Origin of the sequence: Aureibacter tunicatorum (assembly GCF_036492635.1) — a bacterium.
Taxonomy (GTDB): domain Bacteria; phylum Bacteroidota; class Bacteroidia; order Cytophagales; family Cyclobacteriaceae; genus Aureibacter; species Aureibacter tunicatorum.
In genome coordinates this window covers 2250953-2265821 of the sequence record NZ_AP025305.1, presented here as the reverse complement: position 1 = coordinate 2265821, position 14869 = coordinate 2250953, and the positions used below count along the sequence as shown (strand labels likewise).

Annotated in this window: 17 protein-coding genes; all 17 read left to right on the top strand. The window is 41.9% G+C overall.

Going from position 1 to position 14869, the window contains the following annotated elements; all coding sequences use genetic code 11:
• The first annotated feature begins 57 nt into the window (after positions 1 to 57).
• Positions 58 to 561 (top strand): hypothetical protein, encoded by a 504-nt coding sequence (locus tag AABK36_RS09675; RefSeq protein WP_309939759.1) that lies wholly within the window; start codon positions 58 to 60, stop codon positions 559 to 561.
• Positions 545 to 2971 (top strand): transglutaminase-like domain-containing protein, encoded by a 2427-nt coding sequence (locus tag AABK36_RS09670; RefSeq protein ID WP_309939758.1) that lies wholly within the window; start codon positions 545 to 547, stop codon positions 2969 to 2971. Before AABK36_RS09675 ends, AABK36_RS09670 begins: the two co-directional genes overlap by 17 nt.
• Before the next feature lie 25 nt (positions 2972 to 2996).
• Positions 2997 to 3461, top strand: coding sequence for a hypothetical protein (locus AABK36_RS09665; RefSeq protein ID WP_309939757.1), 465 nt, complete (start codon positions 2997 to 2999; stop codon positions 3459 to 3461).
• A 47-nt stretch (positions 3462 to 3508) separates the two neighbouring features.
• On the top strand, positions 3509 to 4096 hold the full coding sequence (locus tag AABK36_RS09660; protein WP_309939755.1) for a hypothetical protein: 588 nt from the start codon (positions 3509 to 3511) through the stop codon (positions 4094 to 4096).
• 174 nt (positions 4097 to 4270) lie between these two features.
• Entirely contained in the window at positions 4271 to 4672 is a 402-nt protein-coding gene (locus AABK36_RS09655) for a hypothetical protein (RefSeq protein WP_309939753.1), read from the top strand.
• Positions 4659 to 4928 carry a hypothetical protein gene (locus tag AABK36_RS09650; protein ID WP_309939752.1) on the top strand — a complete coding sequence of 90 codons (270 nt, stop codon included), beginning with the start codon at positions 4659 to 4661 and terminating at the stop codon, positions 4926 to 4928. The genes AABK36_RS09655 and AABK36_RS09650 overlap by 14 nt, the downstream gene beginning before the upstream one ends.
• An 11-nt stretch (positions 4929 to 4939) precedes the next feature.
• Entirely contained in the window at positions 4940 to 6622 is a 1683-nt protein-coding gene (locus tag AABK36_RS09645) for a hypothetical protein (RefSeq protein WP_309939751.1), read from the top strand.
• A gap of 4 nt (positions 6623 to 6626) precedes the next feature.
• Entirely contained in the window at positions 6627 to 6866 is a 240-nt protein-coding gene (locus AABK36_RS09640; protein WP_309939750.1) for a hypothetical protein, read from the top strand.
• Positions 6863 to 7567 (top strand): hypothetical protein, encoded by a 705-nt coding sequence (locus tag AABK36_RS09635; RefSeq protein WP_309939749.1) that lies wholly within the window; start codon positions 6863 to 6865, stop codon positions 7565 to 7567. The genes AABK36_RS09640 and AABK36_RS09635 overlap by 4 nt, the downstream gene beginning before the upstream one ends.
• The gene (locus tag AABK36_RS09630) at positions 7545 to 7718 is read left to right on the top strand and encodes a hypothetical protein (RefSeq protein ID WP_309939747.1); all 174 of its coding nucleotides are present in this window, start codon (positions 7545 to 7547) and stop codon (positions 7716 to 7718) included. The genes AABK36_RS09635 and AABK36_RS09630 overlap by 23 nt, the downstream gene beginning before the upstream one ends.
• A 1-nt stretch (position 7719) precedes the next feature.
• Entirely contained in the window at positions 7720 to 8238 is a 519-nt protein-coding gene (locus AABK36_RS09625) for a hypothetical protein (RefSeq protein ID WP_309939745.1), read from the top strand.
• Entirely contained in the window at positions 8238 to 8624 is a 387-nt protein-coding gene (locus AABK36_RS09620; protein ID WP_309939744.1) for a hypothetical protein, read from the top strand. The genes AABK36_RS09625 and AABK36_RS09620 overlap by 1 nt, the downstream gene beginning before the upstream one ends.
• The gene (locus AABK36_RS09615; protein WP_309939743.1) at positions 8621 to 9163 is read left to right on the top strand and encodes a hypothetical protein; all 543 of its coding nucleotides are present in this window, start codon (positions 8621 to 8623) and stop codon (positions 9161 to 9163) included. The genes AABK36_RS09620 and AABK36_RS09615 overlap by 4 nt, the downstream gene beginning before the upstream one ends.
• Positions 9141 to 9686 (top strand): glycoside hydrolase family 108 protein, encoded by a 546-nt coding sequence (locus AABK36_RS09610; RefSeq protein WP_309939742.1) that lies wholly within the window; start codon positions 9141 to 9143, stop codon positions 9684 to 9686. Before AABK36_RS09615 ends, AABK36_RS09610 begins: the two co-directional genes overlap by 23 nt.
• Before the next feature lie 2 nt (positions 9687 to 9688).
• Complete coding sequence (locus AABK36_RS09605; RefSeq protein ID WP_309939741.1) at positions 9689 to 9838, top strand: hypothetical protein; 150 nt, start codon at positions 9689 to 9691, stop codon at positions 9836 to 9838.
• A gap of 19 nt (positions 9839 to 9857) precedes the next feature.
• Positions 9858 to 13901 carry a hypothetical protein gene (locus tag AABK36_RS09600; protein WP_309939738.1) on the top strand — a complete coding sequence of 1348 codons (4044 nt, stop codon included), beginning with the start codon at positions 9858 to 9860 and terminating at the stop codon, positions 13899 to 13901.
• A gap of 4 nt (positions 13902 to 13905) precedes the next feature.
• Positions 13906 to 14826, top strand: coding sequence for a P-loop NTPase family protein (locus AABK36_RS09595; protein WP_309939737.1), 921 nt, complete (start codon positions 13906 to 13908; stop codon positions 14824 to 14826).
• Positions 14827 to 14869 lie beyond the last annotated feature (43 nt).

The window sequence follows — 14869 nt, the reverse complement described above, 5'->3', positions numbered from 1 at the left end:
TTTCATATTCTTGCATCATCATTTTAACGCAAGGCAAGAATCATGAAATTACATCTTATGAAAAAACTCTTCCTGTTGATTGGAGCCTTCGGGCTTCTGTCGATGACCTCGAAGGGCATTGATCTCAATGAAACCAAGGAAAAAATGGTCGTATCGATCAGTTCCATTGGCATTCCCATAGTATCTGGAGGGCATGTGAATATCCCCGTAAAAATCAGATTTGATAATAACGGTGCGTCTCAACTAAAGCTTGACAGCATCTTTGCAACGATCCATTCGATTGACTCGACCGGAGCGAAAGTCAAGATCGCAAGCACAGCCCCTCAACCAGAGCTCCAGATCTTAGCCCCCAACCAAACAAGCTATAAGGAACTTATCTTTAGCTTTCCGGTACTGTCAAATATTTCGAATCTCAGCCAGTTGCTCAAAACCAAACAGCTTTTGATTACCGCTGTACCCAAGATTAACGGATTCGACACGCCCCCCATAGAGGAGATTCACCCGGTCAACCTTGGCAACATTCTCAACTTAGTTGGACTCGTGAATGCAGGCCAAGGCTAAACGGCAAATCAAGTCCGGAGGTGAATACAATCACCTCATTGACTCAACCAAGCTGCAAAAGGCATCGATCATTCTTGAAAGAAATGGAGATGTTTATAAAACGCTCGATTACATTGAAAACATCGCAAGAAAAGAGCGTGAATCGCTCATCTTATTGTCGGCAAGGCTCAAAGGCCGCAATGTAAAAGAGACTTGCAGAAATATCTGGAACTTTGTTTACCACCACATTCAATACAAGCCTGACAATCCACTCAGAGAACAATTGCACTCTCCCCAAAGGATCTGGGACAAGCGAGTGGAAGGCGTGGACTGCGACGATTACACCATTTTCATTAGCTGCCTGCTGATGAATCTAGGCATCAAGCACTCCTACCGAATGACCAAATACAACGGTAAACCGAATTTCCAGCATGTGTACCCCATAGCTCACTCAAAGGACGGAAAGGAATATTACACGATGGATTGCGTAGTCGAGGAGTTTGACTACGAAGCACCGCAAAGTGAAGATTATGACAAAGATATTATGGAAATAGAATATTTATATGGACTTCCTATAAGCACTACTCCTTCTGACCAAAAAGACGACAGCATGATTCTTTCTGAGCTTGAGGAAGAAGCGCCTGAAAGCATTGCCTTTTTGGGCAGTATCGGAGGCGGCACCGATTGGGGCGAGGAATTCGGCTTGATTGACATCAGCACGCTTTCAGGATTGAATGGAACCTTTGAGCTTACGCCTTCTCAAGCTTACAATGGCTTTTGGAACGGCATCAAAGCGCACTTGATGAATACCGTTAAAAAACTTATCGCAGTACCTAAAGTGTTCGGTGAATTTGGCGGCTATATCCTTAAGGAAATAAACTACGTGCTTTCGGTTTGGAAAAACCCCAAAGAAAGAGAACGAGCAATTGAAACGCTTGCCGATCTTCCGCAAAGAACCGATTACTCGGAGCTTGAAGGACTTAACGGCTTGGGCGGTTGGCTAAAAAGGACTTTTAAGAAAATCAGCCGACCATTCAAGAAAGTTTGGAAAGGCGTGAAAAAGGCCGCTAAATCAGTCGGAAGAGGCATACGAAATGTCACCAAAAAAGTAGCCACAACGGCAAAAAGAGTCTGGAAGTCAGCCAAGGAAATAGGCGGCAAAGTATGGAATGGCGTAAAGAAAGTTGGCAATTTTGTTTGGAAAGGCATCAAAGAGGTGGGCAAGTTCTTGATGAAATTCAATCCGCTCACAGCTCTTGCCAGAAAAGGATTGCTGACCTATATCAGTTATAACAAAACAAAGCCTGTGCAGCTGGGAGTCGCAAGACTTTCGCCTGCTCAAGTTAAAGAGTTCGGCATTGATCCAAGCTATCATAGAAAGTGCGTGGAAGCTTACAAAAAGTCCTACAACCTTTTTGTGAACATCATGCAAGGCAAGCGCAAGAACTTCGACAATGCGATTTTGAAAGGCTGGCGCATGAAAGCCAAGAACGAGGATTTCTTTGTGAACAATCTCACTTATGATCCGATCAAAGGCGCTAGCTCAAAAAGCACGACAGCCGACCAGAAAGAGCTTAAAAGACTGCTTGAAAGTTCGATAAAAAGCAACAAGTCGCTGTCAAAATACCAAACCAAATCCAGAAGCAAGACCAAGACTTCCAAAAGTTCCAAAACAAGGTATTCAAGGTCTAGGCCAAGGTTTAGCTACAAGCCATCCAGACCTATGGCAAGACCTATCCGAGGCGGCATGAAAGACTTTAGGTTCAACAGAAACCTGAGAGGTTTGGAAGGCCTAGAAGACTTGGAGTATTTGGATGTGGAGCCGGAAGAAAACTTCAATATTACGCTGGCAGGGCTTGGAGAACCAGTTACCGCGGCAGCTTCCGGAGCAGCGGCAAGCGGATTCATCGCAAAGCTTGCGGCATTCTTCAAAGGCATAGGCGCAACGGTGGTCAAGCTGTTCAAAAAAGCGAAAACAGCTCTTAGCAAATCAAAAACGGCAAATGCGCTGACCAAAGGCGGTTCCGGTCCGGGCACAAGGCCGGGGCAACAAGGAATCGACTTGAGCAAAATAACGGACTTGCTGAACAAAGGCAAAAAGATCGTAGACACAGGCAAAAGCATCTACGACCAAGGCAAATCGATTGTGAATACAGTCGTGCCGCCAAGAAAGCCAAGCGTTATTTACAGCCCAACGAATCCGAGCTATCGTCCGGGTGGCGGCTTTAGACCTATTGCTCCTTACAAGCCATCGGTCAATCTAACGCCTCATATTCCTCAAAAGCCAGTGCCGACCAATTTGACTACCAAAGCGGAAGACAAGACGGCTGGAGGAATGAACATGCTCTTGATCGCAGGCCTTGCCGTTGCCGGAGCATTCGCTTTGAGCAATAGCAATGGATCAAATGAAACTGAAAAGAAAGCAGCTTAATCAAAATTGAAATAACCTTAAAATTATGGTAGATACCAAAAAAATAGTCCCTGCAATGACATCGATCGGGACGAATGTCGGAGGCGCAATGATCGGCTATGCGGCAATCAAATCCGCTCCGGACAAATTCGGAAAGTTCACAGGCTTGGCGCTGTTCGCTGTCGGCATCATGGCGCATATGAGCAAGAACAAAACCGTTAAAGAACTTGGCCAAGGCGTGGCTGTCATGGGCGCTATTGACGCTATCGATCAATGGATGCCGCAATCGCTGAAAGACAAAGCGCCAAACTTCATCCCTGCCCTTGGAAACGTGGACTACGGCTATTCGAGTTACGAAATGCTTCCGCAAACCAATGATGTCATCCAAAGCGAGGAAGACGCAGTGAGCTTCGAAAACGGACTTAATCTAGCTCGTCAAAACGAAGGCATAAACGGAGTAGGATATGTCGCAGATGAGCAAGAAAATACTCAAATAAATATCGCTGTTTAAACGGTGTTTTCTTAAAAATAAATATCAATATAAAAAATCATAAAATCGTGAGAGACGAAATAACAATAAACTTTTTAGGCCTTGTAGCTGACAAGCTTAACCCTTCTACCCTAAAAGAGCTAAGAGAAGGCACTTTGAGAATTGATGATGGAGAAATCTACATCAAAGCAGATGTCACAGGCTTTGGAGGTACTGTGGCCATCTTGGATAGTGATACTGTCAAGCAATCAGGGATCACTAATGTCGACAAAGGAAGCCTTGAGTCATTGGTGAATTTGGTTGTGAAATCATTGTCTTTTGGTCATGCTAAAGGCAGTAATCTATCAGCGAAAGAAGCTGTTACAAAGCCTTATATGACTGATGATATTCCAAGCGCTATTGTCAATGCGGAATTGGTTCTTAAGATAGAGGACAAGCCTGTATTTCGCCAGAGAGTAAAATCGATTATGCCTGTGAGTGCTGATTCATTTACTAATGAGCGTGATTGTTTTGATCTGGAAAACTTCAAGCTTATCGCTGGGGACACTCCTTTTTCTATCGAATTGGATTTCAATGGTCAGAATGTCCCTACTGTGAGTGATGAAAAACACATTGTGGAAGTTTCTCTTTACGGTGGAATTACTAAAAAGAACTAATACTAGCCGTTCCACAAAATGATAAAATGGCTCTTAAAATACTTAGAGCCGTTTTCTCTCATCTCTTAGCGGTTATGAAGCGACTCTAAACGTTTCTAAGCCGTTTCAAAACGTTTCAAGAGCCGTTCACCAAACGCTTTGAGCCGTTTCGCAAAACTCTAAAACCGTTCTACAATGAGCAGCAGAAGAAAAATAAAGAATAAAACAATCACAGTCACTTTGCAAAGTGGGTTTTCGGGAACTGTCGCAGAAAACCTCAAGTTCGACAGCGGCTATGAAGAAGTTGACGGCATGGTTGCCTTTGCCACGGCTTCTGCCAATGGCATAATGGTGCAAGTCGAAGATGATCAAAGCGGTGTGCTGGAAGACAAAGCGCCAGTCGCTTTTTGGGAAAGAAACCTCATGGCTCAAACTTATCATGATGTGGATTTCAAGAATAATCGTCAAGAGTTCACATTGAATTTCAGCAGCAAAAAGCCTTTGACGCAAGATGTGGAAATCAGCTTTGTGTTTCGCCAAGTCGATGCCGACGAATGCGAAAGAAGGCGCAATAATAAAGGGTGTGGCTGCAAATAATCTAAAGTACAACTACACGATTCTGACCAAGTCAAATCAATTTGAATTAAACTGCTTTGGCTTCACGATAGAAAACATTGGCGATTCCTCTGTCAAGTTCGGCAATCCTGAAAACGAGATTATCGAGCTACATCCGGGGGATCAACGATCATACGGATTCATCCCAGACTGCAAATTGGTGGATGAAAAATCCGTCATCATAGAAAACTCAAAAGTGCTGATCACCAGAGCACACATTAAATCAAATTGTAAATAGGCATTATAATCATGACAGGAGAAGTCAGCAATAGCAATAAAATTGGAGGACACTTGATGAACCTTTTGACGGTGCATGAAGATCAAAGCGGCAAGTACGCTATTGTGATGAATGCGGAAGGCAAAACGGAAAAGTTGTATTTCAATCAGCTCGATACCTCTCAAATCGCTCTTATTGTGGATCAAAAGATCAACAATATTCCGTTGCCGGATAATTCGCCTCAGGATTATGTGAAAACGATTGAGAATGTGAGCGCTGCCGAGATTCAAAGCATCATTAGCAAAGAGAATTTTATTCCCTCAGACTATCAAATCATTGACTTTGCTTATGACAAAGGTGTTCCAACATATGCATTCACTGACTTTTACTATCGAGAATCATCCATTTGGCTTATGTACAAAAAGTCGAATGCCTGGGGATTGTTGAGGATCGCCAAGAAAACGACTACTGACAAGTGGGAAATTGTCCTTGATCTTGACTCAAATGTTCATTTTGATGATGTTCCAGTCAAAGGCTTTGGGGGATCTGATGGGCCTCCTCCTCCGGCAGGCAGTTATAGTTTTGTCATAAGGACAGAAAACGGCCTTTATGATTTAAGCTCGATTGGAAGTGTTGACCAAAAAACGGCAACTTACAGTTTAAATGAATTCACCTTTTCCAATATCGACAATACAACGGTAAAAGATTACGAGTACGCATTTTTAAATGATCGATCAAGAAAGTGGTTTTTGGTTAGAAAAGACGGACAAGGCAATTATTTGTACAATGTCGCTGACAACTCTTCAAACAAGACTTATACATACTCAAATGAAACGACAATAAGAGAAAGTGAAGACTTGAAAATATGGGCGCATGGCACAATCAATCAAGTATCCTTTGACAATAAAAACGGCTTTTTCGCTATCTACACCGACCTTGCCGTTTATTGCTATGCCAATGATGGTAATGATCAAAAGTTCAAGCTCCATAAGATCAGCAAGTCGGTTTCAGTTTACATAGAGAATTTCACAACCGGATCACCTTACCCGGACATCAGTCAATTTGAACCCGATGAAGTGTTTGTCTCCGGAGACGCAACGCTTGCCATTACCAACAAAGGCAAGCTAATCGATGTGAACAAAGGCATTCTTTTGACTGGGTTGAACTTTACGTTTGATCACACGAAAGTCGCTCAGGTCATCGGCATGATTCAGAATATACACACCTATTACGCCATCATGCTCAATGATCAAACGGTGTACAAATTCGCATCCGGAGGCCCTGAATATGAAAAGCTGGAGGGCGAAGCGCTGATGCCTTTGCAATTCTACATAGACACAGCTTTTCCGGATCGGCAAGGCTTGCTCTTAACCGAGTCTGGGCAAATCATAGCCAACGAAAGCACAGCAACATATCACTCTGACAGTGCTGTGGTCGTCTCGTTCCCTGCCTCCTATTTGATCAATTGCACATTCATGTGGAAAATCGAATTAGAATGGGAAGACGGCACAAGCTCAAGTAAATATGACTTTGGCGGTCAATTTCTTCTGAATAGAACGACACCGCCATTTCCACCGAGAATTTATAACGGCAATGATGTGGAAATCACTTGGATGATTACGCAATCAGCCATTGCGGCCACGATCAAAAACAAGAAAGAATCACTATTGCAAAACGCTGAAATCACAGTCAAAAACAACTTTCAAATCCTATAATCTCATGCAACATTTAGCTGTCAAATTATTCCATAAAACTTACGAAATCATCGGCATGTCATCAATGGGCATTTCCGCTTTAAGCTATTTCAACCGCTTGACCGGATACGCTTATGAGTTCACGCACAGCAAAGGTTTTCTGGCTTACACCGCTTTGATGGCTTGCATTTACGGGACTTTGAAAGCATACGAAGCGATAGAAAGCAGATTCAACAAAGGAAATAAAGGAAAGGAAAAGGAATGAAAAAAATTTGTGAACATTGCGAGGATGAGTTCGAAGCAAGAAGAAAGGACGCCAAATATTGCTCCGCTACTTGCAAGAATGCGGCTCATCGACTTGCTAAAACTCAAACAAACTTGCTGCCTGCCGAAGCTCCGCAAAATGATGCGATAACGCAACCACAGCCAACTTTTCAAGCGGCAGCGCCCCAACCGACACAGCCAAGTCAAGCCCACTCATGGGAAAAATACGAAATCGACAAATTGACCAAAGCTCTTGACAAGGAAACCGTCAAAAGGGAAAAACTGGAGGACGAGTACAAAGAGCTCAAGAAAAAGCATGACGAGCTGCATATCGAGTTGCGGTCAAAAGACAGGGAATTTGAGCTGAAATCGCTTAAAAAAGATGCTCAAACTAAAAATACATTGGCAGGCGTCATTGATTCTGTGAGCAATAATGACATGCTTATGAGCACCCTTATGGGCGTGTTGAGTCACAAATTTGGCGGAGCTCCGCAAGCCGGACTTGCTGGGCTTCCTCAGCAAAGCACCGACAAGTTCAGCAATGCTTTCTTAGGCTGGTTCACTAAGCTGGACAACAAGACCAAGCAGGCGGTTTGGGAGTTGATCCAAACGCTTTCAGCCATTCCAAACTTGATGGAATTCGCCAATGAACTAAATCAAAACATTAAATCTCAACTCAATGAATCTACTACCCAAAATTGATTTTCTGCAAGAGAAAGAAACGCTGTCCAATGAAGAATGCATGAAGCTTATCAATAAGCATCTAAGTAATGAAGCGCTCAACGTTTTGGCTGATAAATGCCAAATCCCCGGCATAGAAAAGAAATTATTACCACTAGCAAAACTATTATAATATGGCTGCATCATTGGCAATAGGAACAGCGCTATCAAGCGCAAGCGGAGCTTTGAAAAGCATCCCTAAAGAAGTGTATATCATTGGAGGAGGCATAATAGCAACGATATTGATTGCCAAGACAGTGCGAAGCGCGGTTGATAAAGCAAAATACAACTCAGCTATCAAAGCCATTAATACGCAAAGCAAAACAGGCATTGCCACAATGCTTGCCACCAATCTTTCCTCCGCATTTTACCAAGCTGGGATTAGGAACAATTGGATTCCTGACGGCACCAATGACGTGCTGGTGTTTCAAGTCGCTAAAACGATGTTCAATAAGCAAATATCCTTTATACAGGTATCGGATCAGTACAAAGGTTTGTACCAAAGAAATTTGCTGGAGGACTTGCAAAGCGAACTGGATTCAAACGAATTAAGGACTTTTTGGGAACTGGTAAAAACTGGAGCTCCACCCAAGCCATTAGTCAACCACAGAGTAAGTTTAAACGGACATGAAATCAATATAAAGCTGGCATAATGGAGCAAAAAAACACGAAAGCAAACGACAATAATATTCTGCTGGTTGGCGGCTCGATCATCGGAATAGGCATACTCTACATGATGCTCAGGCCTAAAGAAGCAACGGCGGCGATTCAAGCGGAACATGTGCCGCCTTTGCAGCCTCAACCTTCAACACCAAAGCTTGCAAACGGATCGCCATTTCCTATAATACTTGGAACAAGAGGATCGCATGTGAAAGATTTGCAAATAGCTATCGCTAAAATGAACGGTCTTGCTAAAAACCAAATCATGAACGGTGGCGGCTATGATGGCGTCATGGGCAGAATGACTGAAAAAGCCCTCAAAACGGTGGGTTATACCCTGCCGATCAGCCAAACCACTTATAATCAAATTGTCCGATGAAAAGCTATCTAAACCGCTCAAATATTCGCTCGCTGGGCATCAGGAACAATAACCCGATGAACCTTAGAAAGACTTATATCAACTGGAAAGGCGAAGTCGTGAGCAATAATGCATTTGAGCAATTTAGTAGTTTGGCATATGGCATTCGAGCCGGAGCTTTGAATGTGCTCAATAAGCTTAAAAAAGGACGCACATTAACATCGTTGATCAATGAATATGCGCCACCTCATGAGAATAAGACTCAAGCTTATATAAACTACATAGCAAAGCTTACAGGGCTTCCCAAGCACTCCAGATTATCCGCAGACAGAAATACATTATTCAAACTGACAAGAGCCATATGCAATATGGAAAACTACCCGGAAGACAGGCATCTTGTCAGCAATCAAGACATTAACGCAGGTTTGAATCTGCTAAACAATCATTTCCATCCTTCCGAAAAAGCTCGCGACGGACTGCTCTTTACGGTGGCTGTTGCGGGCCTTTTAACTTATTCTTTCATCAAATACTCTAGCCATGTTTCAAACAATCCTAAGTAAAACTTTAGCCCATGAAGGCGGCTACGCCAATGTGAAAGGAGATCGAGGCGGCGAGACTTACAAAGGCATCGCAAGAAAATTTCATCCCAATTGGATAGGATGGGAAATTGTGGATCAAAACAAACCGCTCAATTGGAATGAGTTCATCGATTGCGATATGCTCGAAAAGCACATTGAAGACCTTTACTTCGAGAAGTTTTGGAAACGCATTCAGCTTGACAAGGTGGAAGACCCCCAGCTGGCGGCTATGATCTTCGACATTTACATGAACTCCGGATCAAGCGGAGCTAAGCTTGTGCAAAGAGCCTGCAATCTATTTGGTCAAAATCTAGCGGTGGACGGAGCTATCGGAAGCAAAACGATAAGCGCTATAAACGCCATCGATGGATGCGATCTTTTTGAGGATTTGAAAGAACTGAGAATAAATTATTACTACCGCATCGCTGAGAAAGGCGAGAATAAAAAGTTTCTGAATGGCTGGCTCAAGCGTGCCAAGTCATTCAATTACGAATACAAGCTATAACTATGAAAAACAAAGAAGTCGTAGCAAGCGGCATTTCAGTCGCAGGGAGCTTGGCAGGCTATTACATGGCTCCCGACCCGAAAGAAAAGATACCCTATATGTTGATCGGTGGATTTTTGGGCACTGTGCTCGCCGCCGCTCTCATCAAATAACCTATACAATCAATAAATTATGTGGCAATATTTAGCGCTGGGTGGGCTGGCTTTGGCTGGCCTTTTTTCGAATAATGATGATGATAATGAAGGCTTGGGGAAATTACCTGAAGCAGATGAGAAAGAATATAATGCTTTCATTCAAAAGTACGGTAAATCAAAGTCTTACTTAAATAAAGAAACAGGCAAGAAAATACGTGTTTATAAGTCTGCGATAGAAAGGACAATTAATCAACGTCAGTACGAAAGCTACAATAGTGAGCTAAACGATTCTTGGGTAGAAAAATTCAAAGATTTAGAAAATGAATTATTAAAAGCTACTTATACGCATAGTTGGGTAAATAAAGCGTATTCTAAAAATACTTGGTTTCATTTGTTTGGCAGAAGTATTCTTATCAAAGAAACAAGAGGTAATTTCTATTTAGAAATGTTTGCTTATGGGAGAACTACGACCTTAGCAAAAGGGAGTCAAGTAATTGACTTGAAGAACATTAGCCAAGAGAAAAGGAGTAAGTTAAAGTTTAAGTCAAGTCTTTTCAATAAAAGAAAAGCGAAAATCAAGGAAGAAAAAACAAATACAGCTCCCACTCTTCAAAAGGAAGAGACAAAGCCAGCGCAAGAGTCAGCAGCTAAATCAAATCCTCAACTGGAAATCATTGATTATACCCAAAAAGTCTTGGCGCTGAAAGGCACTACCAAGGAAATGGCTCAAAGCATCAAAAACCTTGGCATTTGGGCAAAGTTCAACAACCGTTTGAAAGATGAAAACGGCAATCCATTCGCAGGCTGGGTATTCTCCAAAAAGGATCGTGAGATACTGGAGAAATTCGTCCAAGAAATCAACAATGGCGAAGCTGTGACCATTACCAAAAAAGTAAGCTCCAGCTCTTCAAATACGCAAAGCCATAGAGGATCATTGCCATTGCGTCAGCATCTGGTTGCCTACTTGTTGCTTAAGGAGTACAAAAAGGATTTTGTCAACAATACTTTATTTCAAGACACTGCCAAAGGCATTCCCGATTTGAGCGAGCATGAGCTTAGCGAGTCAGATATCAAAAGATATAGGTATTTGGATTGGTACGAAGGCTTGCAGGAAGAAAGCAATGGCAAGTGGATGTACAAGCCGCATTTAGCAAGTTATATGGATGATGAAGGCAATATTCATATTGTCATGCACTATTTGAACCGAAGCTTTGAAAGCGCTCGCAGTGAGTGGGAAATCATCTCCAAAGCCGGAGCAAGAAAAACCTATTACAAAGAGAAAAGGAAAGGCGATAAAGATTACTATAAATTCAATAAAGGCATTCAAGCGGTTCTCAAAGATGGATGGTTTTACCCATCAAATAAAGATTTGAAAAAGTACATTGTCAACGGCAAGCAAGTGGACGCTAATGTCAGAAAGCTAAAAGAGGCCGGATACAACAATATTGAATCAGACAATAAATACCGATTCTTTGTGCGATTCAAAGACAATGAGCCTGCAACGGCTAAAAAGGTCAGCAATGGGCACTCTATCGAAGATTTGAAGCCTTTTGAAATCCCTGCCAAAGTATTTGTGCCTAAAGCAAAACGAGCTCCGCATTATAAACTCCCGGACGACAGAAAGAAACTCAAAAAGGATGTGCTTTTGCAAGAGGTTTTGCTTGGTAAAATGGAATGGGCTGTTTCTAGTTATTGGAACTCTTATGAGGAATTGACCGAACACGTAAAAGACTACAAATGGGAAATTCCATCGATTGACAAGGCGCTGAGAGTATTTAGCGAAAGGTATAACACCGTCGGGCTTGAGTCCGATAAAGTTATAAATATAGGTTCATCCGTAAGCTCGTATGCGCTTCGCTATCATGGCAAAGACGCAAAGGCATATATCAATCTTGAGTCTGGCATAAGTCCGGAGGAGCAGGCCAAATTTGAAAAGAAAGAGAATAAAAGCAAAGCGCTGAATGCCGACCACAACAAAATGGCTGACAAATTCGAAACGTGGGCAGACAGGCTTCAGGATTATATCGATAAGGCTAAAGAAAGCTTAAAGAATTACAATACGAACACAAACAAAAGACTCGCTCAGTATTACTCCAAGCAATTTGATTACAATGATGCTTTAGAGCTTCATGCATTTGTCAATGCATTGGCGATTGCTTGGAGAAACAACACTATTCCGGAGAAATTAAAACTGATTAGTCCGGTGAAATCAAAAGATCATTTGAAATCTTTCTTATTATCTGGAGAGCAAGGAAATCAAGGGTATTCGTACTATCATACCAAGTCCGACACTCCAAATTTTGAGAAGTATTTCAAGTACTATAAAGAGAACTTAGAAGAGATCGAGGTTTACACGCTTGAAGAGGCTAAAGAGGTTTTTGAGCTTTTAAAAAGCTTAGTGGCTCATGATCCTGAGCGTGAAGCGGAAAAGGAAAAGCAAGAGATTGAAAAGCTGGTGAACAGTTGGAAAAAATCCAATGACAAAGGCTTTTTCCCAACGCCAGCGACTTTAGCCAAAAAGCTTGTGTATAAGGCTGACATCATCAAAGGCCATACGATTCTTGAGCCATCGGCTGGCCTTGGGCATATCGCTGACCAGATCAAAGCGATGCACCCGGACAATGACTTGGAAGTCATCGAGTGGTGGAATGACTTGAGAAATATTTTGAAGCTCAAAGGCCATAATGTGGTTGGCGAGGACTTTTTGAAGCATACCAAGAAATATGACCGCATCATTATGAACCCTCCTTTTGAGAAGCTTCAAGACATCGATCATGTGGGACATGCTTACAAATTATTGAAGCCTGGGGGAAGGCTTGTAGCGATCATGTCCGAAAGTCCATTTTTCAACAGTCAGAAGAAAGCCAAGGCTTTTCGTGAATGGCTGGATGAAATCGGGGGATATTCTGAACAGCTTCCAAAGGATTCATTCAAAGGCAAAGAGGCATTTCGACAAACTGGAGTGAGTAGTCGCATGGTGATAATTGATAAGGAAGAAGCTCCGAAAAAGGAAAAGAAAAAGACGAGTTTCAACCTTAGTAAAGTTGAAGAATATTGGACAAAGGATATTCATGCAGACCCTAAGCGTTTTCAAAATAGGGCTAATGAATTTTCATCGGAATCAAAGAATAGAATTGTCGAAGCTATTAAAAATAATACATTCAATTGGGCGGCTTTTGATCCTATCACCATATGGAAAGACCCAAATGCAGTAGATAAATATTATGTCTTATCAGGTCACAGTAGATTAGCCGCCTTTAAAGAAGTGATGTTTGAGTATGAAGAGTTTGAAAATATTCCTGCAAAATTATTTGAAGGCACAGAAGAGGAAGCAATACAATTTGCTTTAAACTCCAACACGCTAAGCACCAAAGAATCCGATCTTGAAAGAGCTACATATTACGCCAATCTGAGAAAGTCCGGGGAAAGCGTGAAAGATGTTGAAAAGCTTATCCGAAAGCAAGAAGGCAAGAATGCCGCTCAAATCATCAACTTGTCCTTTTTGAATCCAAAGGGAATATTATTCCAAAAGCTGGATGATTTTGGTCTGGGAAATATCGAGAGCCGAAACAACTTGCTTACAATAGCAAACTGGATCGGTGAAGCCAGACGCAAATATTCGCAACTGACCAATTCGCATGAAAACGAGCTTTCGACTTGGCTTATCGAAAAAGCGTATGGCAACAAAAAAGGCCAATTCTCAAATAAAAAAACGTTTCTCGAACGGCTTCATGTAGCGATTGACAAGCAAACGGAGTTTGGCAAGTTCAAAGCTGGAGAACCGCTCAACATGGAAAGAAACGTTTCAAAGTCTCTTGCCGAACAAGAATTCGACAAGCTTTTAAGCGATGCTCAGGAAGAAGTAAAAGAAGCTGAAAAGATCCTTAAGGAAAAAAGCACAAAATACTATGCGGCAGTAAAAGACGGAAGGATCAGCCAAGCCAAAGCTGATGAAATGCTTAAACCGCATACGACAAGCTTTGGTCTTGCCAAGTCAAAACTCAATGACATCGCCAGCAAGAAAACGAATATACTAAGCGAAGGCAAAAAGCAAATGGCCTTGTTCGGCACTAAAAAGTAATATCATGAATATCTCACTACTGCCCAAGCGACTGCAACAAGAGTACAGGAAGTTCAAGAAGTTGCCTAAGAAATACGAAACGGAGCTTGAAATATGCATAGCGGAAATCGAGGAAAAGCACCCCGAAGCGCTTAAAAGCGTTTCGAAAAACGTTTCCAAACCATCTCGAAACGTTTCAAAAACGGATAAAAGCGTTTCAAAACCGCTTCAAAGCGTAACAAAACAGGCTCAAAACGTAACTGAAACGGTTCACGAACCTATTAACACCTCTTCAAAATCGCTTTCAAGTGATTTGAAATGGCTTTTTTCTCCAATCAATAAACCACAAACCCAAAAAACCGGAAAACCAATCAAGTTAAAAGGACCGATTGCTAAATGGCTCGGAAAACCTGAATCATTTGAATTCATGCTACTTTTACGTGGAGAACCCGGAGCTGGAAAATCCAGATTCATTTTTCAGCTTATCAACTGTTTTATTGAAGCTAATTTAACTCTTGCATTTTTTTCCCTTGAAATGGATGTAGCCAGCTCTATTGTGCAAGATTATTCAGAGCTGTACATTAGTGAGGAATTTAAACCTCAAGTCATGAGTACTTCTATTTGTCCTGAAGGATTAACAACCATAGAAAAAGCCGCAAAAGAGTTTGATGTAATCGTCATTGACTCATGGCAAAAAATCGAAAATGTGAAGCAAACTGACTTTGACAAGCTTCGAAAAAACAATCAAAATACGATGTTTATTATTATCACACAATCCAACAGCAAGTCAGGAACAAGAGGCGGAAATATGGCTGACTTTGACGCCTCTTGTGTAGCTCATGTACATGACGACCACCATGTCTATTGGGAAAAAAACCGCTTTGCCGATGGCGATACAGATCATGTGTATAGTGTGTTTGAGTCTAAGGTTTTTAACAAAAATTAGAACTAATGATCAAGTTATTTATGACTTTACAAATAATCCTCCA

Excerpts from the sequence above, each read along its gene's own strand:
- AABK36_RS09645 (WP_309939751.1), top strand. The coding sequence starts at position 4,940 with ATGACAGGAGAAGTCAGCAATAGCAATAAAATTGGAGGACACTTGATG.
- AABK36_RS09640 (WP_309939750.1), top strand. The coding sequence starts at position 6,627 with ATGCAACATTTAGCTGTCAAATTATTCCATAAAACTTACGAAATCATC.
- AABK36_RS09665 (WP_309939757.1), top strand. The coding sequence starts at position 2,997 with ATGGTAGATACCAAAAAAATAGTCCCTGCAATGACATCGATCGGGACG.
- AABK36_RS09605 (WP_309939741.1), top strand. The coding sequence starts at position 9,689 with ATGAAAAACAAAGAAGTCGTAGCAAGCGGCATTTCAGTCGCAGGGAGC.
- AABK36_RS09595 (WP_309939737.1), top strand. The coding sequence starts at position 13,906 with ATGAATATCTCACTACTGCCCAAGCGACTGCAACAAGAGTACAGGAAG.
- AABK36_RS09675 (WP_309939759.1), top strand. The coding sequence starts at position 58 with ATGAAAAAACTCTTCCTGTTGATTGGAGCCTTCGGGCTTCTGTCGATG.
- AABK36_RS09630 (WP_309939747.1), top strand. The coding sequence starts at position 7,545 with ATGAATCTACTACCCAAAATTGATTTTCTGCAAGAGAAAGAAACGCTG.
- AABK36_RS09615 (WP_309939743.1), top strand. The coding sequence starts at position 8,621 with ATGAAAAGCTATCTAAACCGCTCAAATATTCGCTCGCTGGGCATCAGG.
- AABK36_RS09670 (WP_309939758.1), top strand. The coding sequence starts at position 545 with ATGCAGGCCAAGGCTAAACGGCAAATCAAGTCCGGAGGTGAATACAAT.
- AABK36_RS09610 (WP_309939742.1), top strand. The coding sequence starts at position 9,141 with ATGTTTCAAACAATCCTAAGTAAAACTTTAGCCCATGAAGGCGGCTAC.
- AABK36_RS09655 (WP_309939753.1), top strand. The coding sequence starts at position 4,271 with ATGAGCAGCAGAAGAAAAATAAAGAATAAAACAATCACAGTCACTTTG.
- AABK36_RS09635 (WP_309939749.1), top strand. The coding sequence starts at position 6,863 with ATGAAAAAAATTTGTGAACATTGCGAGGATGAGTTCGAAGCAAGAAGA.
- AABK36_RS09620 (WP_309939744.1), top strand. The coding sequence starts at position 8,238 with ATGGAGCAAAAAAACACGAAAGCAAACGACAATAATATTCTGCTGGTT.
- AABK36_RS09600 (WP_309939738.1), top strand. The coding sequence starts at position 9,858 with ATGTGGCAATATTTAGCGCTGGGTGGGCTGGCTTTGGCTGGCCTTTTT.
- AABK36_RS09625 (WP_309939745.1), top strand. The coding sequence starts at position 7,720 with ATGGCTGCATCATTGGCAATAGGAACAGCGCTATCAAGCGCAAGCGGA.